This window comes from Streptomyces sp. NPDC093225, assembly GCF_044753805.1.
GTDB lineage: Bacteria > Actinomycetota > Actinomycetes > Streptomycetales > Streptomycetaceae > Streptomyces.
In genome coordinates this window covers 113,791-136,185 of record NZ_JBIVNX010000015.1, presented here as the reverse complement: position 1 = coordinate 136,185, position 22,395 = coordinate 113,791, and the positions used below count along the sequence as shown (strand labels likewise).

General features: G+C 74.3%; 20 protein-coding genes. 7 read left to right on the top strand and 13 right to left on the bottom strand.

Annotated features, from left to right (window positions below):
- Positions 1-54: 54 nt before the first annotated feature.
- Genes ACIQCH_RS16620 through ACIQCH_RS16600 form a run of 5 tightly spaced genes read right to left on the bottom strand, consistent with a single transcriptional unit; the run spans position 55 to position 5,735 of the window.
- Entirely contained in the window at positions 55-864 is an 810-nt protein-coding gene (locus tag ACIQCH_RS16620; RefSeq protein ID WP_030199736.1) for a type III pantothenate kinase, read from the bottom strand.
- A complete protein-coding gene (nadC, locus tag ACIQCH_RS16615; RefSeq protein ID WP_402581389.1) occupies positions 864-1,841 on the bottom strand; it encodes a carboxylating nicotinate-nucleotide diphosphorylase in 978 nt (325 codons plus the stop codon). Before nadC ends, ACIQCH_RS16620 begins: the two co-directional genes overlap by 1 nt.
- Positions 1,842-1,843: 2 nt before the next feature.
- Entirely contained in the window at positions 1,844-3,709 is a 1,866-nt protein-coding gene (locus ACIQCH_RS16610; protein ID WP_402581388.1) for an L-aspartate oxidase, read from the bottom strand.
- Positions 3,706-4,782, bottom strand: a complete 1,077-nt coding sequence (gene panC / locus ACIQCH_RS16605) for a pantoate--beta-alanine ligase (protein ID WP_402581387.1) — start codon at positions 4,780-4,782, stop codon at positions 3,706-3,708. Before panC ends, ACIQCH_RS16610 begins: the two co-directional genes overlap by 4 nt.
- Positions 4,779-5,735, bottom strand: a complete 957-nt coding sequence (locus ACIQCH_RS16600; protein ID WP_402581386.1) for a Rossmann-like and DUF2520 domain-containing protein — start codon at positions 5,733-5,735, stop codon at positions 4,779-4,781. Before ACIQCH_RS16600 ends, panC begins: the two co-directional genes overlap by 4 nt.
- 123 nt (positions 5,736-5,858) lie before the next feature.
- Here ACIQCH_RS16600 and ACIQCH_RS16595 point away from each other — a divergent pair, with 123 nt between their 5' ends.
- The 3 genes from ACIQCH_RS16595 (at position 5,859) to ACIQCH_RS16585 (ending at position 10,141) form a co-directional block, all read left to right on the top strand.
- Positions 5,859-7,097, top strand: a complete 1,239-nt coding sequence (locus tag ACIQCH_RS16595) for a threonine aldolase family protein (protein WP_402581384.1) — start codon at positions 5,859-5,861, stop codon at positions 7,095-7,097.
- An 82-nt stretch (positions 7,098-7,179) separates the two neighbouring features.
- Positions 7,180-8,310, top strand: coding sequence for a DUF5937 family protein (locus ACIQCH_RS16590; protein WP_402581383.1), 1,131 nt, complete (start codon positions 7,180-7,182; stop codon positions 8,308-8,310).
- 277 nt (positions 8,311-8,587) lie between these two features.
- Positions 8,588-10,141 (top strand): M28 family metallopeptidase, encoded by a 1,554-nt coding sequence (locus ACIQCH_RS16585; RefSeq protein WP_402581381.1) that lies wholly within the window; start codon positions 8,588-8,590, stop codon positions 10,139-10,141.
- A gap of 60 nt (positions 10,142-10,201) precedes the next feature.
- On the opposite strand, the gene ACIQCH_RS16580 is transcribed toward ACIQCH_RS16585, so the two are convergent.
- Positions 10,202-11,194 carry an SAM-dependent methyltransferase gene (locus ACIQCH_RS16580; protein ID WP_402581379.1) on the bottom strand — a complete coding sequence of 331 codons (993 nt, stop codon included), beginning with the start codon at positions 11,192-11,194 and terminating at the stop codon, positions 10,202-10,204.
- A gap of 125 nt (positions 11,195-11,319) precedes the next feature.
- Between ACIQCH_RS16580 and ACIQCH_RS16575 the strand changes: the two genes are divergently transcribed.
- On the top strand, positions 11,320-12,522 hold the full coding sequence (locus tag ACIQCH_RS16575) for a sensor histidine kinase (protein WP_402581378.1): 1,203 nt from the start codon (positions 11,320-11,322) through the stop codon (positions 12,520-12,522).
- A gap of 94 nt (positions 12,523-12,616) precedes the next feature.
- Positions 12,617-13,294, top strand: a complete 678-nt coding sequence (locus ACIQCH_RS16570) for a response regulator transcription factor (protein ID WP_030199713.1) — start codon at positions 12,617-12,619, stop codon at positions 13,292-13,294.
- A gap of 58 nt (positions 13,295-13,352) precedes the next feature.
- On the opposite strand, the gene ACIQCH_RS16565 is transcribed toward ACIQCH_RS16570, so the two are convergent.
- On the bottom strand, positions 13,353-14,675 hold the full coding sequence (locus ACIQCH_RS16565; RefSeq protein ID WP_402581377.1) for a PH domain-containing protein: 1,323 nt from the start codon (positions 14,673-14,675) through the stop codon (positions 13,353-13,355).
- Positions 14,672-15,205 carry a PH domain-containing protein gene (locus ACIQCH_RS16560; RefSeq protein WP_402581376.1) on the bottom strand — a complete coding sequence of 178 codons (534 nt, stop codon included), beginning with the start codon at positions 15,203-15,205 and terminating at the stop codon, positions 14,672-14,674. The genes ACIQCH_RS16565 and ACIQCH_RS16560 overlap by 4 nt, the downstream gene beginning before the upstream one ends.
- 55 nt (positions 15,206-15,260) lie before the next feature.
- Between ACIQCH_RS16560 and ACIQCH_RS16555 the strand changes: the two genes are divergently transcribed.
- Positions 15,261-16,403 carry an NADH-quinone oxidoreductase subunit D gene (locus ACIQCH_RS16555; RefSeq protein WP_402581375.1) on the top strand — a complete coding sequence of 381 codons (1,143 nt, stop codon included), beginning with the start codon at positions 15,261-15,263 and terminating at the stop codon, positions 16,401-16,403.
- Between the two features lie 124 nt (positions 16,404-16,527).
- Here the strand turns inward: ACIQCH_RS16555 and ACIQCH_RS16550 are convergent, their stop codons facing one another.
- The 4 genes from ACIQCH_RS16550 to ACIQCH_RS16535 form a co-directional block, all read right to left on the bottom strand.
- Entirely contained in the window at positions 16,528-17,556 is a 1,029-nt protein-coding gene (locus ACIQCH_RS16550) for a hypothetical protein (RefSeq protein WP_402581374.1), read from the bottom strand.
- Positions 17,557-17,638: 82 nt separating this feature from the next.
- Entirely contained in the window at positions 17,639-18,619 is a 981-nt protein-coding gene (locus tag ACIQCH_RS16545) for an ABC transporter substrate-binding protein (protein ID WP_402581373.1), read from the bottom strand.
- A 145-nt stretch (positions 18,620-18,764) separates the two neighbouring features.
- Entirely contained in the window at positions 18,765-19,427 is a 663-nt protein-coding gene (locus ACIQCH_RS16540; protein ID WP_402581372.1) for an ABC transporter permease, read from the bottom strand.
- A gap of 3 nt (positions 19,428-19,430) precedes the next feature.
- Entirely contained in the window at positions 19,431-20,111 is a 681-nt protein-coding gene (locus ACIQCH_RS16535; protein ID WP_402581371.1) for an ABC transporter permease, read from the bottom strand.
- A 140-nt stretch (positions 20,112-20,251) separates the two neighbouring features.
- Here ACIQCH_RS16535 and ACIQCH_RS16530 point away from each other — a divergent pair, with 140 nt between their 5' ends.
- Positions 20,252-21,220, top strand: coding sequence for an ABC transporter ATP-binding protein (locus ACIQCH_RS16530; protein ID WP_402581370.1), 969 nt, complete (start codon positions 20,252-20,254; stop codon positions 21,218-21,220).
- Between the two features lie 53 nt (positions 21,221-21,273).
- Here ACIQCH_RS16530 and ACIQCH_RS16525 read toward each other — a convergent pair whose 3' ends face one another.
- Positions 21,274-22,383, bottom strand: a complete 1,110-nt coding sequence (locus ACIQCH_RS16525; protein ID WP_402581369.1) for an alpha/beta hydrolase — start codon at positions 22,381-22,383, stop codon at positions 21,274-21,276.
- Positions 22,384-22,395: the final 12 nt, after the last annotated feature.

Below are 22,395 nucleotides of genomic sequence, written 5' to 3'. Positions count from 1 at the left end.
CGGCGCCCGGCGGGGCGGGGGGCTCGGCCACCCGCCCCGGCCGGGGGCCGGCCGCTACGAGAACGCGCCCACGTTCCGCTCGTACACGAGCCGGAGGCCGATCAGGGTCAGCCACGGCTCGTGGTCGTCGATGACCGTGGACTCGCCGAGGACCATCGGCGCGAGGCCGCCCGTGGCGATGACGCGGACGTCGGAGGGGTCCCCGTCGGGGCCGACGAGCTCCCGGGTCATGCGGGTGACGACGCCGTCGACCTGGCCCGCGAAGCCGTAGACGATGCCGGACTGCATGCACTCGACGGTGTTCTTGCCGATCACCTTGCGCGGCCGGGCCAGTTCGATCTTGCGCAGCTGCGCGCCGCGCACGCCGAGCGCCTCGACCGAGATCTCGATGCCCGGCGCGATGACCCCGCCGAGGTACTCGCCCTTCGCCGACACCGCGTCGAAGGTCGTGGCCGTACCGAAGTCGACGACGATCGCCGGGCCCCCGTACAGCTCGACGGCGGCCAGCGCGTTGACGATGCGGTCGGCGCCGACCTCCTTCGGCTGGTCGGTCAGGATCGGGATGCCGGTCTTGACGCCCGGCTCGACGAGGACGGCCGGCACGTCCCCGTAGTAGCGCCGGGTGACCTCGCGCAGCTCGTGCAGGACGGACGGCACCGTCGAGCAGATCGCGACGCCGTGGATCCCGTCGCCCAGCTCGCTGCCGAGCATCGGGTGCATGCCCATCAGGCCCTGCATCAGGACGGCCAGCTCGTCGGCGGTGCGCCGCGGGTCGGTCGAGATGCGCCAGTGCTCGACGATCTCCTCGCCGTCGAAGAGCCCCAGCACCGTCTGGCTGTTGCCGGCGTCGATGGTGAGCAGCATCAGCGCGCTGCCTCTCGCAGGTCGAGGCCGATGTCGAGGACGCGCACGGAGTGGGTGAGGGCGCCCACGGCGAGGTAGTCGACGCCGGTGTCGGCGTACGCGCGGGCGTTGTCGAGGGTCAGGCGGCCGGAGGACTCCAGGACCGCACGGCCCTTGTTGTGCTCCCGGTTGAGGATCACGGCCTCCTCGGTCTCCATCGGCGTGAAGTTGTCGAGCAGGATCAGGTCGGCGCCGGCGTCCATGACCTCGCGGGCCTGGTGCAGGGTGTCGACCTCGACCTCGATGGGCAGGTCCGGCCACATCTCGCGGACGGCCTTGAACGCCTGGGCGACGCCGCCGGCGGCCACCACGTGGTTGTCCTTGACCAGGGCCGCGTCCGAGAGCGACATGCGGTGGTTGACGCCGCCGCCGCAGCGGACCGCGTACTTCTCCAGGGCGCGCAGGCCGGGCGTGGTCTTGCGGGTGTCGCGCACGCGCGCCGCGGTGCCCTCCAGGACGTCGGCCCAGGCGCGGGTGGCGGTGGCGATGCCGGACAGCCGGCCCAGGAGGTTCAGGGCGCTGCGCTCGCCGGTGAGCAGGTCGCGGGTGCGGGCGGTGACGGAGAGCAGCACCTGGCCGGGCTCGACGCGGTCGCCGTCCTCGGCGTGCCGCTCGACCTCGAACGCCTCCTCGCAGACGACCGACAGCACGGCCTCGGCGATCCGCAGGCCGGCGACCGTGCCGGCCTCGCGGGCGGTGAAGTCGGCGGTGGCGACGGCGTCTTCGGGGACGGTGGCGACGGTGGTGACGTCCTCGCCGCCGTCGAGGTCCTCGGAGAGCGCCATGTGGGCGACGTCCTCGACCTCGATCGGGTCCAGGCCGGCGTCGGCCAGCAGCTGCGCGAGGGCCGGGTCCAGGCCGGACTCGGCGGGGCCGCAGCCGCAGTCGTCGCCGCAGCCCTCTTCGTTCTGCACAAGGGGGAGTTCGGGGGTGCTCACGGTCACTGCTCCTGCGTCAGGGGGTGGCGTACGGAAGGCTCTTCGGAGCGCCCGGGGCGCTCGCTGCAGTCGGAGCGCCGGTCGGGCCGCTCCTCGGGCATCGGCACCAGGGCCGACGGCCCGTCCACCGGCGGGAGGTCCGCCGTCGGGGTCGTGGCGACGACCAGGGCGCGCCGCCGGGTCGCCGACAGCCGTACGACGATGTGGCGTCGCCAGGCGGCGTCCTCGCGGTCGGGGTGGTCCTCGCGCCAGTGGCAGCCGCGGGTCTCCTCGCGGCGGCGGGCGGCCGCGACCAGCACCCGGGCCACGCACAGGAGGTTGGTGGCCTCCCACGTGTCGGTGCCGGGCTCGGCCGTCTTGCCGTGCGTCTCCAGTTCGTTGAGAGCGCGGCAGTACAGGGACTCCAGTGCGTCGGCCGCGTCCTGGAGGCTGTCGGCGGAGCGCAGCACGCCCGCGCCCTCGGTCATGATGCGCTGCACCTCGAAGCGGGCGTCGCCGGGCAGCAGCGGGCCGGTGGACGGCACGGGTATGCCGGGGCCGGCCGAGGTGAGTTCGCCGGCGGCGGCGCGGGCGGTGATGTCCGCCGCGATGCGCTCGGCGAACACCAGCCCCTCCAACAGGGAGTTGGAGGCCAGCCGGTTGGCGCCGTGGACGCCGGTGCAGGCCACCTCGCCGCACGCGTAGAGGCCGGGGACGGTGGTCCGGCCGCGCAGGTCGGTCCGTACGCCGCCGCTCGCGTAGTGCGCGGCGGGGGCGACCGGGATCGGCTGGGTGACGGGGTCGATGCCGTGGGCGCGGCAGGCGGCGAGGATGGTGGGGAAGCGCTGCTCCCACATGGCGGCGCCGAAGTGCCGGGCGTCCAGGTACATGTTCTGCGCGCCCTGCTCCTGCATGCGGCGCATGATGCCCTTGGCGACGATGTCGCGGGGGGCCAGTTCGGCGAGTTCGTGCTGCCCGACCATGAAGCGGACCCCGTCCGCGTCGACGAGGTGGGCGCCTTCGCCGCGCACCGCCTCGGAGACCAGGGGCTGCTGGCCCTCGACGTCGGGTCCGAGGAAGAGCACCGTCGGGTGGAACTGGACGAACTCGAGGTCGGAGACCTCGGCCCCGGCGCGCAGCGCGAGCGCGACGCCGTCGCCGGTGGAGACGGCGGGGTTGGTGGTGGCGGAGAAGACCTGGCCCATGCCGCCGGTCGCCAGGATCACGGCGGGGGCGTGGACGGCGCCGACGCCGTCGTGCTGGCCCTCGCCCATGACGTGCAGGGTGACGCCGGCGGTGCGGCCGGCCGCGTCCTGGAGGAGGTCGAGCACGAGGGCGTTCTCGATGGTCTCGATGCCGGAGGCGTGGACGGCCTCGACGAGGGCGCGGGAGATCTCGGCGCCGGTGGCGTCGCCGCCGGCGTGCGCGATGCGGCGGCGGTGGTGGCCGCCCTCGCGGGTCAGCTCTATCTCGCCGGTGGTGGCGTCGCGGTCGAACTCGGCGCCGGCGGCCATCAGGCGGCGCACCGCGTCGGGGCCCTCGGTGACCAGCAGCCGTACGGCGCTCTCGTCGCACAGTCCGGCGCCGGCGACCAGGGTGTCGTCCAGGTGCTGCTCGGGGGTGTCGCCCTCGCCGAGGGCGGCGGCGATGCCGCCCTGGGCCCAGCGGGTGGAGCCGTCGTCGAGCCGGGCCTTGGTGACGACGACCGTACGGCGGCCGGCGGCGGCGCAGCGCAGGGCGGCGGTCAGGCCGGCGACGCCGGAGCCGATGACCACGACGTCCGCCCCGATCGCCCAGCCGGGGGCGGGGGCGTGCAGGCGTATGCCGGTGGCGGTGCCCGTGCCCGGGCCGGTGGCTCTGTTGGCCGGGGTGCGGCCGGTGCTGCTCACAGGTGTGCTCCGTCTGCCGTACGGTCCCCCGAGGGCGGGGCGGCGGTCGCGGCTGCGGTTCCGACGGCGTCCACGGGGCCGAATTCCAGGGGGATGTTGTCGATGAGCCGGGTCGTGCCGACCTTCGCGGCGACGGCCAGCACGGCCGTCCCGGTGAAGGCGTCGGGGACCTCGGTGAAGGTGGCGGGGTCGACCAGCGCGACGTAGTCGAGGGCCAGGGGCGGTTCGGCGGCGGCCGCGTCGGCCAGGACGGCCCCGGCGGCGGCCCGGACGGCCGCGGGCAGTCCGGCGGCGGCCACGGACACGGCGTGCGCGTCGGCGGAGGCACGGGACTCGCCCATCTTGGCGAGGGCGGCGGCCCGTTCGTCGGTGGTGGGCGCGGTGGAGGCGCGCGCGACGAGGGCGTACTGGGCGGCCAGCCGGTCGCGGCCAGCGAAGAGGGCGCGGGAGAGGGCGAGGGCGGTGCCCCGCTCGGCCTCCGACAGGTAGCGGTTGCGGCTGGAGAGGGCCAGGCCGTCACCCTCGCGGACGGTCGGTACGCCCACGATCTCGACCGGGAAGTTGAGGTCGCTCACCATGCGCCGGATGAGGGCGAGCTGCTGCGCGTCCTTCTGGCCGAACAGGGCGGTGTCGGGGCGGGTCAGGTGCAGCAGCTTGGCGACGACGGTGAGCATGCCGTCGAAGTGGCCGGGGCGGGTGGCACCTTCGAGGCGCTCGCCCATCGGGCCGGCGGTGACGCGCACCTGCGGCTCGCCGCCCGGGTAGACCTCGTCGACGCCGGGGGCGAAGACGGCGTCGGCGCCGGCCGCGCCCGCGATGTCGACGTCGGAGTCGAGGGTGCGGGGGTAGCGGTCGAGGTCCTCGTGCGGGCCGAACTGGAGCGGGTTGACGAAGACGGTGACCACGACCTGGCCGTCGGGGCCGGCGAGGTCCCGGGCGGTGCGGACGAGCGTGGCGTGGCCTTCGTGGAGGGCGCCCATCGTCATGACGACGGTGCGGCGGCCCTTCGCGTCGGCGCGCAGGGCGTGCAGCTCTGCGGCCGTGCGGAGCACCGGCGGCAGCTGGCGGTTCATCGTTCCCCTCCCTGGGGGCCGTCGGGACCGTCGGGGCCGTGGCGGCCGTCGGGGACGTCGTCCGTACCGACGCCGAGCACGCCGAGCAGGTCCTCGGCGAGTTCCGGCTTGAGCAGCCCGTGCGCGAGGGCGCGGTCCGCGGTGGCGCGGGCCATCGCGAGGTAGCCCGCGACGCTGGCGGGAGAGTGCTTGCGCAGCTCCGCCACGTGGGCGGCGACCGTGCCGGCGTCGCCGCGCGCGACCGGCCCGGTCAGGGCCGCGTCGCCGGAGCGCAGGGCGTTGTCGAGGGCGGCGCCGAGGAGCGGGCCGAGCATCCGGTCGGGGTGGCCGACACCGGCCTTGCCGAGCAGTTCCATGGCCTGGGCCACGAGCGTGACGAGGTGGTTCGCGCCGAGGGCGAGGGCCGCGTGGTACAGCGGCCGGGCCTCCTCGGCGATCCACTCCGGCTCGCCGCCCATCTCGATGACCAGGGCCTCGGCGGCCAGCCGCAGTTCCTCGGGGGCGGTCACCCCGAAGGAGCAGCCGGCGAGCCGCTGCACGTCGACCGAGGTTCCGGTGAACGTCATGGCGGGGTGCAGGGCCAGCGGCAGCGCGCCGGCGCGGCGTGCGGGGTCGAGGACGGCGGTGCCGTACCGGCCGGAGGTGTGCACGAGCAGCTGGCCGGGGCGGACGGCCCCGGTGGCGGCCAGGCCCTCGACGAGCCCGGGCAGGGCGTCGTCGGGGACGGTCAGCAGTACCAGGTCGGCCATCTCCAGCACCTGGGACGGCGGTACGAGGGGCACTCCGGGCAGCAGGGCCTCGGCCCGGCGCCGGGACGCGTCGGAGACGCCCGACACGGCGACCGGGTGGTGCCCGGCGAGCTGGAGCGAGGCGGCCAGGGCGGGGCCGACACGGCCCGCACCGACGACTCCGACGGTGAGCCGGGCGGGGCGGGGCTGCTGGGTTGGGTTCACGCGGGGCGGGCCTTCCGTTCCAGTCCGCGGGGGGTACCGGACGATACGTCGCCATGCTAGCCGCTGGCCCCCCGGCCGGAATTTCCGTGGCCGGGCGCGCCCGGGCGGGTGATGATCGGCCGTATGACGGACGCGCGGCGCGATGGCGCAGAGGATGCAGAGGGTGCGGCGGAAGTGGGGAACGTGGCGGACGTACCGGAGGGGAGCCCCGGCGCGGAGCCGGACGCCGAGGAGGCCGCCGCGCGCCGGCGCCGGGCCGCCTGGCGGGCTGCCGAGCGGATCCTGACCCGGAACGTGGTGGACCGGACCCTCGGCGAGCAGCTGGCCGACCTGGCGGCCTGGGCGGAGCACGGCTACGACCTGGACGAGCCGGGCGACAAGTACGGCGACGGGGTCGTGGCCGAGCTGGAGCGCCGGGTCGCGGAGCTGCTCGGCAAGGAGGCGGCGGCGTTCTTCCCCTCCGGCACGATGGCCCAGCAGGTGGCGCTGCGCTGCTGGGCGGGCCGGACCGGCAACCCGGTCGTGGCCCTGCACCCCGAGTCCCACCCGGAGCGGTGGGAGGGCGAGGCCCTCTCGGTCGTGTCGGGGCTGCGCGTCGTCCACACCACGACCGAGGCCCGGCAGCCGACGGCCGACGAGGTGCGCGAGCTGCCCGAGCCGTTCGGGACCCTGATGGTGGAGCTGCCGCTGCGCGACCCCGGCTTCCTGCTGCCCTCCTGGGAGGAGCTGACCGAGCTGGTGGAGGCGGCGCGCGAGCGGGAGGCGGTCGTGCACTTCGACGGGGCTCGGCTGTGGGAGACCACGGAGCACTTCGGGCGGCCGCTGTCGGAGATCGCGGACCTGGCGGACAGCGTGTACGTGTCGTTCTACAAGTCCCTCGGCGGGTTCTCGGGCGCGGCGCTGGCGGGGGACGCCTCGCTGGTGGCGGAGGCGCGGGTGTGGCGGCACCGGTACGGCGGCCAGGTGTTCCGGCAGTTCCCGCAGGCCCTGTCGGCGCTCGCCGGACTGGAGCGGGAGCTGCCGCGGCTGCCGGGGTACGTGGCGCACGCGAAGGTGGTGGCCGAGGGACTGCGGGCGGGGTTCGCGGAGGCGGGGGTGCCGTGGTTCCGGCTGGTGCCGGAGGCGCCGGCGACGCACCAGTTCCACGTGTGGCTGCCGTACGGGGCCGATCTCCTGACGGAGGCCGCGGTCCGACAGGCGGAGTCCACGCGGACGGCGCTCTTCGGCCGGTTCTTCGCCGACGGCCCGCCCGGGCTGGCGGTCACGGAGGTGACGGTGGCCTCGGAGGCGCTGTCCTGGTCCGCCGACGACGTCCGCCGCGCGGTCCTCGACTTCGTCGAGGAGGTACGGGCGCTCGTCTGACCCGGACCGGCGCCCGGGACCCCGCCGGCCGCTGCCGGAAGGCGACCCCGGGCGCCGCCGGACGTACGGGGACAATGGCCCGATGGGCGTGACCATCGACATCGGCGGGCTGGAGCACGGGCGGATCGTGTTCGCCCCGTCCCCGCTCGCGGAGCTGTGCATGGTGCTGCACGCGCTCGCGCAGCCCGCCCACCACCCGAACCTGGCCTCCTGGACCACGGCCACCGCCGCCCGGCTCGACCCGTGCCTGGCGGACCGGCTGCTGGAGGCCGGGTTCCTGTGGCAGGTGTCGTACTCGGACGTCTTCATGCCCTTCGCGGGACTGCCCGCGGCCACCGACGGCCCCCGCCTGCCCGGCGCGACGCTGGCCGAGGAGCTCGACCTGCTCGACCGGCTGCCGGACGAGCGGTTCGTCGCGGCCGCCCTGGAACACTGCGCGCTCGCCCACTACAACGAGGGCGGCGGCCCCTCCCCCCTGACCGACCCGGCCGCCCGCACCCGCGCGCTGGAGGCGGCCGCCGCCCGGGGGCCGCGGCAGCTCGGGTTCACGCACCGGCTGCTGGCCGAGCCCGGGACCGTACGGGCCTGGCTGCGCCGGCTGCTCGAGGACTGCGAGGAGGCCTTCTTCGGGGAGACCTGGCGGCGCATCTCGCCGGGGCTGACGGCCCACGCCCGCCACCAGACCGAGCTGCTGCGCCGCAAGGGCCTGGCGGCGGCGCTGGCGGGGGTCTCCACCGCCCTGTCCGTGGACCCGGCCGGGTCCGTGATCACCGTCGACAAGATGACCACCGGCGACACCTCCGCCGTCGACCCGGAGCTCGGCCCCGGACTGGTCATGGTCCCGTCCACCTTCGGCTGGCCCCACCTGCTGGTGCTGCACGCCGCCGGCTGGCGGCCGGTGGTGCAGTACCCGGTGCGCTCCGCGGAGCTGCCGGGCCCGGGCCCGGTGGAGCTGCTGCAGCGTCGGATGGAGGCCCTCGCGCACCCGATGCGCATGCGGCTGTGCCGGAGCCTGGCGCGCGGGCCCGCCACCACGGGAGAGTTGGCGAACACGTACGGGATCAGCGCCCCGGAGGTCTCCCGCCACCTGTCGGTGCTGAAGAGGGCCGGGCTGCTGACCACCCGCCGGCAAGGACGCTACGTCCAGCACCAGTTGGACCTCGGCACGGTGGCGCGACTGGGCTCCGACCTCGTCGAGGGCATCCTGCGCTGACCCGGCGGCGGGCGCAGCCGGCGCCCCCTGCCCACGGGTGGCGGCCCGCCGGCCGCCACCCGTGTCGCTCCGGCCCCAACGGCCCAGCGCTTCCCCCTGATGCCGGGTCAACACTCGCGCCCCACTACTCCGGTACCGATATATGGAATTCATCAACCGGAATCAGCGAAAAGCCTGGCGAGACCGGGCGGCACCCGCATAACGTGCGTGCACCGCGCGTCCCAGCTCCACGCCCCACCCCAGTGCACTCCCCTGCCTGCCGTGTGAAAGGACGTCCATGCCCGCACGCCGTATAGCCGCCGCCACCGCCGCCCTGGCGGCCGCCGCCCTCGTCTCCCCGCTGCTCATCGCGGGCCCCGCCGGCGCCACCCCCGGCGACGGGAGCCCCAGCTGGGCCAACAAGGGCGACGCGCTGGCCAGGAAGCTCGTGAAGGACTCCACCGCGAAGGCCGCCTTCAAGCACCTCCAGACGCTGCAGTCCATCGCGGACTACAACGGCGGCACCCGGGTGGCCGGCTCGAAGGGCCACGAGCAGTCCGCGAAGTACGTCGAGGCGGTGCTGCGCGGCGCCGGCTACAAGCCGGTCCGGCACGAGTTCGACTTCGTCTACACGGCCCCGATCGCCGAGACGCTGAAGGTGGTCTCCCCCACCCCGCGGGACGTCGCGATCAAGCTGATGACGTACACGGCGAGCGGCCCGGAGGGCGGCATCACCGGGCAGCTCGCGGCGGTCCCGGTGGACGCCGACAACACCAACGGCTGCGACGCCGGGGACTACGCCACCGGCAACTACGCCGGCAGGATCGTCCTGATCAAGCGCGGCGGCTGCACCTTCGCGGCCAAGCAGGCCAACGCGGCGGCCGCGGGCGCCATCGGCGCGATCGTCTACAACAACACCGCCGGCACCCTCAACGGCACCCTGGCCGACCCGAACGTCGGCAAGATCCCCACCGGTGGCCTCACCCAGGCCGACGGCGAGGCGCTGGCCGCCGAGATCGCGGCCGGCCCGGTCACCGTGAACCTGGACATCCGGGAGATCCACGAGACCCGGAAGACCTTCAACGTGGTCGCCGAGACCCCCGGCGGCGACCCGGACGACACGGTCTTCCTCGGCGCCCACCTCGACTCCGTCACCGCGGGCCCCGGCATCAACGACAACGGCTCCGGGTCTGCCGGCATCCTGACGGTGGCCCAGCAGCTGGCCAAGTCGAAGGAGAAGGTCAAGAACAAGGTCCGCTTCGCCTGGTGGTCGGCGGAGGAGTTCGGCCTGCTGGGCTCCGAGGCGTACGTCGACTCGCTCTCCGAGGCGCAGAAGAAGCAGATCAAGCTGTACCTGAACTTCGACATGATCGCCTCGCCGAACGCCGCGTACTTCGTCTACGACGGCGACGACTCGGACGGCGTGGGCTCCGGCCCCGGCCCCGAGGGCTCCGCGCAGATCGAGAAGGGCATCAACGACTTCCTGACCTCGCAGAACATCCCGCACGAGGGCACGGACTTCACCGGCCGCTCCGACTACGGGCCGTTCATCGGCGCGGGCGTCCCGTCCGGCGGTACGTTCACCGGCGCCGAGGGCATCAAGACGGAGGCCCAGGCCGCCAAGTACGGCGGCACGGCGGGCGTCGCCTACGACGTGAACTACCACGCCAAGGGCGACGACATCACCAACATCAACATGCCGGCCTTCGACGTGAACATCGACGTCATCGCGGACGCGGTCGGCCACTACGCCTACGACCTCGCGCCCCTGACGCAGCCGGTGACCTCCACCCCGACCGGCGGCAGCGGCAGCGGCGGCGGCCTGCACGAGGGCCACGACGTGACGGAGTAACGGCACGGAACACGCACGGAGGGGGTGCCGCCACGGCCGTGGCGGCACCCCCTCCGTGCGTCAGAGCACCCGCCCGATCCCCCGCGTCTCCACCAGCCACCCGAAGTCCCCCAGGCCCCCGCGCGCCGTGAGCTCCGCCGCCTCGCCCGCGCCCGCCAGGGCGCGGACGTAGGCCGCCGGGTCCGTCGCGGCCAGGGACAGCGGCGGCCGCGCCCCCGACACCCCCAGCTCCGCCAGCGCCGCGCGCTGCGTCAGCAGCACCGCGTCCGGACCGGCGCACGCGTCCAGCGCCACGTGGGCGGTGACGTCGCAGCTGCCGTCCGGGACCGGGCGTACCTCGCGGCCGCCGCGGAAGCCGGTGAGCGTGCCGTACGGAGGCCGCTCGGCGCGCGCGTGCGCGTAGTCGACGGCCACCGCCAGGCCCCGCACCACGCAGCCGGCCGCCGCGGACCACGCCTCGTCGCGCGGGCGGCCGATCTCGGCCCGCCCGCCGTCGCGCCAGCCCGGCCACCACCGCTCCAGCCAGTCGCGGTCCGCCCCGGCGACCGGCCCGCCGGGCTCCTCGGAGCCGTCCTCGGCGACCAGCACGTACCGGCCGTCCTCGGCGACGTCGAGCGGGACGTTGTCCAGCCACTCGTTGGCGAACAGCAGCCCCGCCACCCCGGCCGGCGGCCGGGGCCGCCACTCGATCCGCGGGTCCAGGCCGGCCGGGCGCGGGGCGAGGTCCACGGCGTACGGGCGCACGCGCGCGGCCGTGGCCGCCGGCAGCGCGGCCAGCACCCCGGTGATCAGCTCCCCGCGCCCGGCGGCCATGTCGACGAACGCCAGCTCCGGCGGCCCCCCGAGGGCCCCGTCCACCCGGCGCAGCAGCTCGGCCACCGCCGCGGCGTACAGGGGGGAGGCGTGCACGGAGGTGCGGAAGTGGCCGGCGGGACCCGGGCCCTGCGGGCGCACGTAGAAGCCGTCCGGCCCGTACAGGGCCCGCTCCATCGCCCGCCGCCAGCCCACCGGCCCGGCCGGCTCCGCCGCCCCGCTCCCCAGATCACCGCTCATGCGCACAAAGGTAGGTGCACCCGGAGGGGCGGGAGGTACTCCACCTTGGGGAGTAGGAGCCCGCGGAGAGAGATCGCCCCTGCGGTTGACTCCGGCACCTATCCCCCTTCCCTACTCTGGGTTACGTGCAGCGCTTCTACGACTTCCTCCGCAGACACCCGACGGGCGTCGACAGCTTCTGGGCTGTGCTGCTCTTCGGCGTCTCGACGCTGGAGGTCGCCTCGGAGCACGGCTCGGTGCCGGCCCGGCTGCTGGCGATGGTCTCGGTGACCGCGCTCTGCGCGGTCACGGCCCTGCGCCGGCGCTTCACCGCCGCCATGTACTGGCTGGCGGTGGGCGCGGGGGCGTTCCAGCTCGCGGCGGACGTCCAACCCCACATGGCGGACGTGGCCATGCTCCTCATCCTCTACACGGTCGCCGCCTCCGCCGAGGTGCCCCGATGGCTCTCCCGGGTCGCCTTCGGCTCCGGTCTCCTGGCCGCCCCGCTGGCGGCCCTGCGCTGGGGCTTCACCGGGGCCAACCCCACCAACGACATCGCGACGCCGCTCATGGCGACCGTGCCGTTCGCGCTGGCCTGGGTGCTGGGCGACTCGATCCGCACCCGGCGGGCGTACTTCGCGCAGCTGGAGGAGAAGAACCGCCGGCTGGAGAAGGAGCGCGAGGCCCAGGCGAAGGTGGCGGTGGCCGCAGAGCGCGCCCGGATCGCCCGCGAGCTGCACGACGTCGTCGCGCACAACGTCTCGGTGATGGTGGTGCAGGCGGACGGCGCGGCGTACGTCATCGACATGGCGCCGGAGCAGGCCAAGCAGGCCCTGGAGACGATCTCCACCACCGGTCGTCAGGCGCTGGCCGAGATGCGCCGCCTGCTGGGCGTGCTGCGCACCGGCGAGCCGCAGGACTCCGAGGACTACGTGCCCCAGCCGGACGTGGAACAGATCGAGGTCCTGGTCGAACAGGTCCGGCAGGCCGGCCTCGTGGTGGACTTCGACGTCGAGGGCACCCCGCGCCCGCTGCCCAGCGGCGTGGAGCTGACCGCGTACCGGATCGTGCAGGAGGCCCTCACCAACACGCGCAAGCACGGCGGCCCCGAGGCGAAGGCCCGGGTGCGCCTGGTCTACTTCGACGACGGGCTCGGCCTGCTGGTCGAGGACGACGGCCGGGGCGCGGCGCACGAGCTGTACGAGGACGGCGGCGCGGACGGTGCCGGGCACGGACTGATCGGCATGCGGGAGCGGGTCGGCATGGTGGGGGGCACGCTGGACGCGGGTCCCCGGCCCGGCGGCGGCTTCCGGATCAGTGCGCTGCTGCCGCTGAAGGGGAAGTCCTGACGCGTGGGCGGGCCGGGCGGGCCGGCAGGTCCTGACAGGGCCGTAGAGGCACAGGGCCGTAGGGGCCCCGAACCAAAGGGATAGGGATTACGGGATGTCCATCCGAGTCATGCTGGTCGACGACCAGGTGCTGCTGCGCACCGGTTTCCGGATGGTCCTCGCGGCCCAGCCGGACATGGACGTGGTCGCGGAGGCGGGCGACGGCCTGGAGGCGCTGGAGGTGCTGCGGGCGACGACGGTCGACGTGGTGCTGATGGACGTCCGCATGCCGAAGCTCGACGGGGTCGAGGCCACGCGCCGTATCTGCGAGCAGGAGAACCACCCCAAGGTCATCATCCTGACCACCTTCGACCTGGACGAGTACGCGTTCTCCGGGCTGAAGGCGGGGGCCAGCGGCTTCATGCTGAAGGACGTGCCGCCGGCGGAGCTGCTGGCGGCCATCCGCTCCGTGCACAGCGGCGACGCGGTGGTCGCCCCGTCCACGACCCGGCGGCTGCTGGACCGGTTCGCGCCGATGCTGCCGACGACCACGGCGGAGCCGCAGCACAAGGAGCTGGAGCGGCTGACCGATCGCGAGCGCGAGGTCATGCTGCTGGTGGCGCAGGGGCTGTCGAACGGCGAGATCGCGGCCCGGCTGGTGCTGTCGGAAGCCACCGTCAAGACGCACGTGGGGCGCATCCTGACCAAGCTGGGCCTGCGCGACCGCGTCCAGGTCGTGGTGCTGGCGTACGAGACCGGGATGGTGCGGGCGGGCAGCGGGCCGGCGGCCTGACGCCCGACCGCCGACGGGGCTACGGGCGGTCCGCGGGGGCGTCCCGCGGACCGCGGCCCTATGTCATCCAGCGGTCGGGGCGGGCGGTGCGCCGGCCCGTCCGGGACCGCTCCGCCTGGGCGGCCAGCAGCTCCGCGGCCTCGCCGGCCGGGCGCAGCCGGGCGGTGACCGTCTTGTCGGCGCCGGTGTCCACGGCCACGTCCGCCACGCCCATGGCCCGCTCCCACGGCCCCTGGGTGAGGCGGACGCTCTGCACCTTGGCGTGCGGCACGATCGCCGTGCGCCGGCACAGCAGCCCGCCGCGCACCGCGAACACCGCCGGCGAGACGGCCAGCCCGTAGCCGCGCCACCACACGGGGACCACCCACCGGGCGCCCCGGCGGGGCGCGGGGGCGAAGGCCAGCGCGCCCAGGTCCACCCCGGGCAGCACGCACGCGATCACCCGCTCGGCTGCGGCCCGCTCGGCGACCGGCACCAGGACGTCGTTCTTGGAGCCGGCCACGGCCAGCTCCACCCGCACCCAGCCGAGCCGCCGCCACAGCAGCGGCTCGACCAGCCGCACGGTCTGCACGCGGCCCGGCGGGACGGTCTCGTGGGCCTTGTCGAGCAGGCCGTGGTCGAGGCGCAGCCCGTCGGGGGACTCGGCGACCGTCCAGTCGAACTCCGTCAGGAACCGGCCGGCGCTGGCCTGCCACACGGCGCCCAGGATCGGCAGCAGGACCACCAGCCCGGCCCACGGGCTGTCGCTGAAGCGCCACACCACGAGCGGCGCCAGCAGCCCGGCGACCAGCGCGCCCAGCACCGACAGGCTCAGCGCGAGCGAGAGCACCAGCTGCCGGGGCGCCAGCCGCAGCAGTTCGCGCACCGGGGCCTCGCCGACCTCGACCGCCGCCTCGGGGGCGAAGCCGGCCGCCCGGGCCAGCAGTTCCGCGCGCAGCGCCCGGGCCTCCTTCTCCCCGAGGTAGGCCAGCTCGTCCTTCTCCTCGGTGCCGACCACGTCCAGCTTGAGCTGGGCCACGCCGGCGATCCGGGCCAGCAGCGGCTGGGTGACGTCCACCGCCTGGAGCCGGTCGAGGCGGATGTGGGCGGTGCGGCGGAAGACCAGTCCGGTGCGGATGCGCAGCTCGGTGTCGGTGACCGCGAAGTGGGTGAACCACCAGCTGAGGAAGCCGTAGAGCCCCGCGAGCGGGATCGCGAGGCCCACCGCGAGGGCGCCCCAGCCGGTCGACAGGCCCGTGCTCCACTCGCGCGCCCGCTCCGGGTTCTGCACGAAGAGGCCCGCGACGAGGGCGATCGGGGCCCAGGCGCGGCGCAGCGGGGTGACCGGGTGCAGCCGCCGCTCCGGGGCGGCGGCGCGCGCTTCCGCTTCCGTACTGCTCACAGGCCCGCCGACCTCGCCTCGCCCAGCTCGGTCAGCCGGTCGCGCAGCCGCTCCGCCTCGTGCGGGTCCAGGCCGGGGATGCGGGCGTCCGTGGCCGCGGCCGCCGTGTGCAGCTGTACGGAGGCCAGACCGAAGCGCCGCTCCAGCGGGCCCGAGGTGACCTCGACCAGCTGCATCCGGCCGTACGGGACCACCGTCTCCTCCCGCCACAGCACGCCCCGGCTGATCAGCAGGTCGTCGGCGCGCTCGGCGTACCGCCACGAGCGCCAGTTGCGCCCCAGCACCACCCAGCCCCAGGCGAGCACCGCCAGCGGCAGCAGCGCGCACGCCGCCCAGGCCGGCCCCGCCAGCACGCCGGGCAGCACCCCCGCCACGACGGCCGCCGCGCCCAGCCAGACCGCCAGCAGCAGGCGCCGCATGGTGAGCAGCCCGCCCGGCAGGCCGGTCCACTCGGGCTCCGCCCCGGACACCGCCGCCCCGGGCGCCGCCCCCGTCCCCGTCCCCGCCCCGCTCCCCGTCCCCGTCTCCATCCCCCCAGAGTAGGGCTGCGGCCGGGGATCGAGCGGGGGCTGAGAGACTGTTCCCATGACGGAGACCACGGTCGGCATCGGCGGTGCCGCGGAGAGCACCGACATGGTGCTCAACATCGGCCCCCAGCACCCTTCCACGCACGGCGTGCTGCGCCTGCGCCTCGTCCTGGACGGCGAGCGGATCCGCTCGGCCGAGCCCGTCGTCGGGTACATGCACCGGGGCGCGGAGAAGCTGTTCGAGGCCCGTGACTACCGGCAGATCGTGATGCTGGCCAACCGCCACGACTGGCTGTCGGCCTTCTCGAACGAGCTGGGCGTCGTCATGGCCGTCGAGCGGATGCTGGGCATGGAGGTGCCCGAGCGCGCGGTGTGGATGCGCACGCTGCTGGCCGAGCTCAACCGCGTCCTGAACCACCTGATGTTCCTGGGGTCGTACCCGCTCGAACTGGGCGGCATCACCCCGATCTTCCACGCGTTCCGCGAGCGCGAGGAGCTCCAGGCCGTCATGGAGGAGATCTCCGGCGGCCGCATGCACTACATGTTCAACCGCGTCGGCGGCCTCAAGGAGGACCTGCCGCTGGGCTGGACGGGCCGGGCCCGGGCCGCGATCGAGGACGTCACCTCGCGCATGTCCGTGTACGACGACCTGGTCCGCGGCAACGAGATCTTCCGCGGCCGGACCCGCGGGGTGGGCGTGCTGTCCGCCGAGGCCGTGCACGCCTACGGGGTCAGCGGGCCGATCGCGCGTGCCTCGGGCGTCGACTTCGACCTGCGCCGCGACGAGCCGTACCTGGCGTACGGCGAGCTCCAGGACGTGCTCAAGGTCGTCACCCGGCAGGAGGGCGACTGCCTGGCCCGCTTCGAGTGCCTGCTGGACCAGACGCACAACGCGCTGGAGCTGGCCGAGGCCTGCCTCGACCGGCTGGAGCAGCTGCCGCCCGGGCCGATCAACCAGCGGCTGCCGAAGGTCCTGAAGGCGCCCGAGGGCCACACGTACGCGTGGACCGAGAACCCGCTGGGCATCAACGGCTACTACCTCGTCTCGAAGGGCGAGAAGACGCCGTACCGGCTCAAGCTGCGTTCGGCCTCGTACAACAACATCCAGGCGCTGACCGAGCTGCTGCCCGGCACCCTGGTGGCCGACATGGTCGCGATCCTCGGCTCGATGTTCTTCGTCGTCGGCGACATCGACAAGTAGCCGGCGGACGCGCGAGAGCCGGCCGGGCGCGGGGCGCCGGGCCGGCTCTCGTGCGTTGCCGGGGTGTTCTCGCCGGGGGGTGTTCCCGCCGGGGTGCTGTCCGCAGGAATGTTTCTGCCGGGCGTTACGAGATCGCGGTGCGCAGGGACGCCACGTCGATGGCCTCGGTCTCGTCGTGCGCCGTCAGGTCGATGACCTGGCCGACCGCCCGGTGCTCGGGGGCCCGCGGCTTGAACTCCGGCTCCGCGGACTCGGCCTTGTGGACCGCGAGGGCCTCGGCGCCCACCACGTCGGCGAGGTCCTCGTTCTGCACCGCCTCGATGGCGGCGCGGGTCTGGGCCGCGGACTTGGTGCCGAAGAAGTCGAAGCCGCCCTCGGCGCGGGAGACCGTACGGCGGGCCGCCGCGTACGGGGCCACCGCGGAGGGCGTACGGCGGGCGGGCAGGGCGGCGGGGGCGGGTGCGGCCGGCAGGGCCGCGGCCGGGGCCGGGGCCTGCGGCAGGGCCCTGGCGTGCGCCTCGGCGGGGGCGGCCGCGGCGCGGGCCTGCGCCGCACCGGGGGCGGCGGCCTGCGCCCCGGCCTTGCGGGCCAGCGCGGTCAGGGCCGCGGCCGCCCGGGCGTACCCGAGCGCGGTCGGCGCGCCGGCGGTCGTCCGGTCCTCCGACGGGGCCGGGAGCTCCTTCGCGGGACCGGTGGGCGCGGTGGCCTTGGCCAGCAGCCGGCGGCCTTCCAGGGCGCTGGCGCGCTCCGTCTCGGCCGTCGCGTACCGGCGCAGCAGCGCCGCGTGCTCGCCGCGCAGACCCGCGAGCTCGACCCGCTTGGCGCGCAGCGTCTTCTCCAGCTTCGCGCGCAGCGCCCGGGACTCCTCCAGGTCGGACTCCAGCTCCGCGATGCGGTCCTCGGCGCGCCACTCGTCCCGCACGCGCTCGCGCGTCAGTTCCGCGACGCGACGGCCGGCCGCGCGGTCCCAGCCTCGCATGACCACCGCGCCCGTGACGCCGGCGGCGGCGGTGGCGGCCACCAGGAGGCGGAGCGCCACCGGTTCCGCGAGGAGCCAGGCGACCGCGGCGCTGGTGAGCGAGACACCGGCGATCGTCGTGGGGGTGAGGAGCCTGTGCAGGGGCGGCGAATGGCGGTGGCGTCCACGTGGCATGGCCTGAAATTTACAGTGCGTGCACTGCCTTGGGGGAGCCGCCCGGCAATCTGTTTCCAGGCGGTTACCCCAAGGCCCGTCACTACTTCGCGATCAGGCCCTTTTCCGTGAGGTAGGCCTTCGCGACGTCGCCGGGCTTGGCGCGCTCGCCGTCGACCTTGCGGTTGAGTTCGGCGAGATCGGCCGTGCTGAGCACCTTGGTCAACTTCGCCAGGGCGGCCGCGATCTCCGCACTTCCGGCGTCCTTCGCATTCACCACGGGCAGGACGTTGTCGGCGTTCTGCAGCTTCTTGTCGTCCTCGAGGAGGACCAGGCCGAAGCCCTCCAGCGTGGCGTCCGTGGTGGTGGTCAGCACCAGCTGGTCGACCCCGTCCTTGACGGCCTGCTTGGCCTGCGGCGTGCCGACGCCCTTGGGGTCGATACCGGAGACATCGATTCCGTATTTCTCCTTCAGGCCCACCGCGCAGAAGGGACGCACGGCGCATTCGTCGCCGGCCGCGATCTTTACCTTCAGCTTCGCCGCGCCGAGGTCGGAAAGGGTCTTGAGCTTGTGCTCGGCCGCGAATTCCTTGCTCACCGCGAAGGCGTTCTGGTCGACCGCCGCGCCCGCCGGCAGGACCTTCAGGCCCAGGGGAGCGGCCAGCTTCTCCAGGCCCGCGACCGTGGCGGCCACGTCCGGCGAGGCGACGGGCTTCTTCTGGGGTGCGTCCGGGCCGTTGGCCTTGGCGTTCAGGAACTCGGCGAGGGTCGCGGCGTATTCCGGCACCACGTCGATCTCGCCCTTCTCCAGGGCGGGCTCGTACAGCTCGCGGTTGCTGACCGTCTTGACGGACGTGCCGTAGCCGGCCGCGCCGAGCAGCTGCGCGTACAGCTCGGCCAGCACGTTGGACTCGGTGAAGCCCGCGGCGCCGATCACCAGCGAACCCTTCTCGCCCGAGCCGCCCGTGGGCGCGGAGCCGGCGGCCCTGCTCTTCTCCAGGCTGTCGCCGCCGCAGGCGGCCAGCGTTCCGGTCAGGGCCAGCACACCGAGCGCGGCGCCGAGCAGGCGCGTGGTCTTGCTCATCGGGAAACTCCGTTCGACGGAAGGGGTACAGGGGGCGGAGCGGGGACGGGGGCGACACCGGTAGCAAGGGGGACGGCGGGGACGGCGGGACGACCGCGGGGCCGCAGCGGCCCGCGGAACGGTGGAGCGGAGCCGGCCACCGCGATCAGCGGCGGGACGGCCCGAGGAGCCGGTCGGCCACCACGAACACCCCCTCGACCACCAGGGCCAGGGCCGCCACCAGCAGCGCGCCCGCCACCACCTGCGGTGTGCTGTACGTGCTGAAGCCGGCGGTGATGATCCGGCCGAGGCCGCCCTGGCCGACCATCGCCGCGATCGTGGCGGTCGCGACGACCTGCACCGCCGCCGAGCGCACCCCCGTCATCAGGAGCGGGCGCGCCAGCGGCAGTTCCACCCGCCGGAACACCTGCGGCCCGGACATCCCCATCCCGCGCGCCGCCTCGACCACCGAGCGGTCGACCTCGCGGACGCCGACGTACGCGTTCGTCAGCAGCGGCGGCAGCGCGAACAGCACCAGCGCCGTGATCGTCGGCAGGTACCCGGTGTTGCGCAGCGGCGAGACCGTGAAGAGCGCCAGCACCGCGAACACCGGCACCGCCCGGCCCACGTTCGCCACCTGCGCGGCCACCGCCCCGCCGCGGCCCAGGTGGCCCAGCCACAGTCCGACCGGCAGCGCCACCGCGCACGCCAGCCCCAGCGCGACCCCGCTCACGTACGCGTGCTCGGCGAGCCGGTGCCAGACCCCGGACTCCCCCGTCCAGTGGGCCCCGTCGCTCAGCCAGCGCCACGTCCCGACCGGTACCGACACCGCTCAGCCCCCCTTCACCGCGCGCGCCCAGGGCGTCAGCAGCCGCTGCACGCCGAGCAGCAGGAGGTCCGCCACCAGGGCCAGCAGCACGCAGAGCACCGAAGCGGTCAGCACCTGGGCCCGGAAGGAGCTCTGCACGGCCGGGGCGATGAGGTTGCCCAGCCCGCCGCTGCCGACGATCGAGCCCACCGAGGTCAGTGCGACGGTGGACACCGTCGCGATGCGTATCCCGGCCATCAGCGTCGGCAGCGCCAGCGGCAGTTCCACCTGCCACAGCAGCCGCGCCGGCCCGTACCCCATGCCGCGGGCGGCCTCGCGGACCTCGTCCGGCACGGCCGCCAGGCCCGCCAGGAGGTTGCGCACCAGGATCGTCAGCGAGTACAGCACCAGCCCCGTGACGACCACCGACGCCGACAGCCCGAACACGGGCGTCAGCAGCGAGAACATGGCGAGCGAGGGGATCCCGTACAGCAGCGTGGTGGTCGCCAGCATCGGGCCCGCGAAGGCCGGCCGGTGGCGCGCCAGGAGGGCCAGCGGCACCGAGACGGCCAGTCCGACGAGCACCGAGACCACGGTGATCCACACGTGCTGCAGCGTCGCGTCGGTCAGCTCCTGGCTACGCGAGCGCACGTACTCCCAGCAGATCCAGTCGTTCGCCACCAGGCAGTTCGGTGCTGCGGCCATCCCCCCACCCCCTCCGGTCGGCGCGTACCGGCGCCGCGTCCGCAGCGATCACCACGACCCTAACCCCCGCCGCCGACAACGCCAGATTCCTTCGCACCGGGGCAACACGGCCTTCACGAACCCACTGCGAAGATGGGCCCGTGATCCGATTCGAGCATGTGACCAAGCGCTACGACGACGGCACCACCGCGGTCGAGGACCTCTCCTTCGAGGTCGCCGAGGGCGAACTGGTCACCCTGGTGGGCCCGTCGGGCTGCGGCAAGACGACGACCATGAAGATGGTCAACCGGCTCGTCGAGCCGACCTCCGGCCGCGTCCTGCTCGACGGCCGGGACGTCGCGGGCACCGATCCGGTCGAACTGCGGCGCCGCATCGGGTACGTCATCCAGCAGGTCGGGCTCTTCCCCCACAAGACCGTGCTGGAGAACACGGCCACCGTCCCCCGGCTGCTCGGCACGCCCAGGGCCGAGGCCCGCGAGCGGGCCGCGGAACTCCTCGAACTCGTCGGCCTCGACCCGGCGGTGCACGGCGGCCGCTTCCCCGACCAGCTGTCCGGCGGGCAGCGCCAGCGCGTGGGAGTGGCCCGGGCCCTGGCCGCCGATCCGCCCGTCCTCCTGATGGACGAGCCGTTCGGCGCGGTGGACCCGGTGGTGCGCGAGCGGCTGCAGAACGAGTTCCTGGCGCTCCAGCGCACCGTGCGCAAGACGATCCTCCTGGTCACGCACGACCTGGAGGAGGCGGTCCGGCTCGGGGACCGGATCGCGGTCTACGGGCACGGCACCATCGAGCAGTTCGCGCCCCCGGCCACCGTGCTGGCCGCGCCGGCCACCCCGTACGTGGCGGACTTCGTGGGCGCCGACCGCGGCCTGAAGCGGCTGGCGGTGACGCGGGTGGAGCGCGCGGACCTCGAACCGGTCCCCGACGGGGCGGAACTCCCCGACGCGCGCCTGCCCCTGGGCGCCTCGCTGCGGGAGGCCCTGGCGCTGCTGCTCCAGCAGGACGCGGGCCGGATCGCGGTCACCGCCGCGGGGGACGGGCCGGACGGGACGGTGCTGGGCGTGCTGACCCCGGCGGCGGTGCACCGCGCGCTGCGCCGGGCCGAGCCCTGATCAGCGCGGGTGAACGGTCCGTCAGGACGGCCGTCCGGGCGACCGGACGGCCGTCAGGCCTGCAGCCGGCCGCTGATCCAGATCAGCATCGGCTCGATCTCGCGCCGCCACGTGTTGAAGTTGTGGCCGCCGCTGTCGAGGATGATCGACGAGACGCGGTCGCCCCGCTTCACACCCGCGATGAACTTCTTGGTGTCGGCGAGGTTGCCCTCGCCCGTCCGGCTGCTGGTGACCAGGAACGACGTGTGGGACGGGGCCTTGGCCTTCAGGCTGGCCAGCACGTTCGCGCGCGCCTTGAGGGCCTTGTCGCCGTGGAAGAGGTCGCCGGTGGTCGGGTCCTGCGCGGCCTTGTAGTACGCGGACAGGCCGGCCACCGCGCCGAAGGTCCCCGGGTAGTGGATGCCCATCTTCAGCGCGCAGTAGCCGCCGGTGGAGTTGCCGACGAAGCCCAGGTTCTGCGGCTTGCTGCCGACGCGGTAACTCTCGCCGATGGCCTTGGGCAGGTCCTCGGCGAAGAAGGTCTCCGTCTTCGGTCCACCGGGTATGTCCACGCACTCGGTGTCCCGCGGCGGGGCCACCGTCGGCCGCATCATGACCAGGACCATCGGCTTCATCTTGCCCGCCTTGGCCTGCTTGTAGGCCCTCATCGGGTAGTCGAGCCCTTTGATCAGGTTCTCCGCGGTGCCCGGATAGCCCGTCAGGACCACGGCGGCCGGGAAGTCGTCCTTGGCGTGCTGCGGCTGGAAGTACTCCGGCGGCAGGTACACGTACGCCGGGCTGGTTATCTTCGACTTCTCCCCGGCCACGACCACCTTCTGGATCTGGCCGCCCACGGCCGGCCGGCCGCCGCCGGGCACGTCGAGCTTCTGCGTACCGACGACCTTGATGTCCTTGGCACCCGCCGAGTGGTCGACCACCACGCCCAACTCGGTCTCCTGGCCGAACAGGTCGGCCCAGGAACCGTAGAAGAGAAACGATTTGTTGGCTGCGAGGCCCACCGCCGAGAACAGCGCGAGCTGCGTGGCGAGCAACAGGCCCACCCGTCCGGACACGGCACGCCAGGTGCGGCCCGACAGCCGCGGCCAGAACCAGACGGTCGCGACGAAGAGCAGCACGCCCGCGACGATGGCCAGCGTCAGGACCGTATTGCTGGTGAGACCCATGATGCAGTCAGC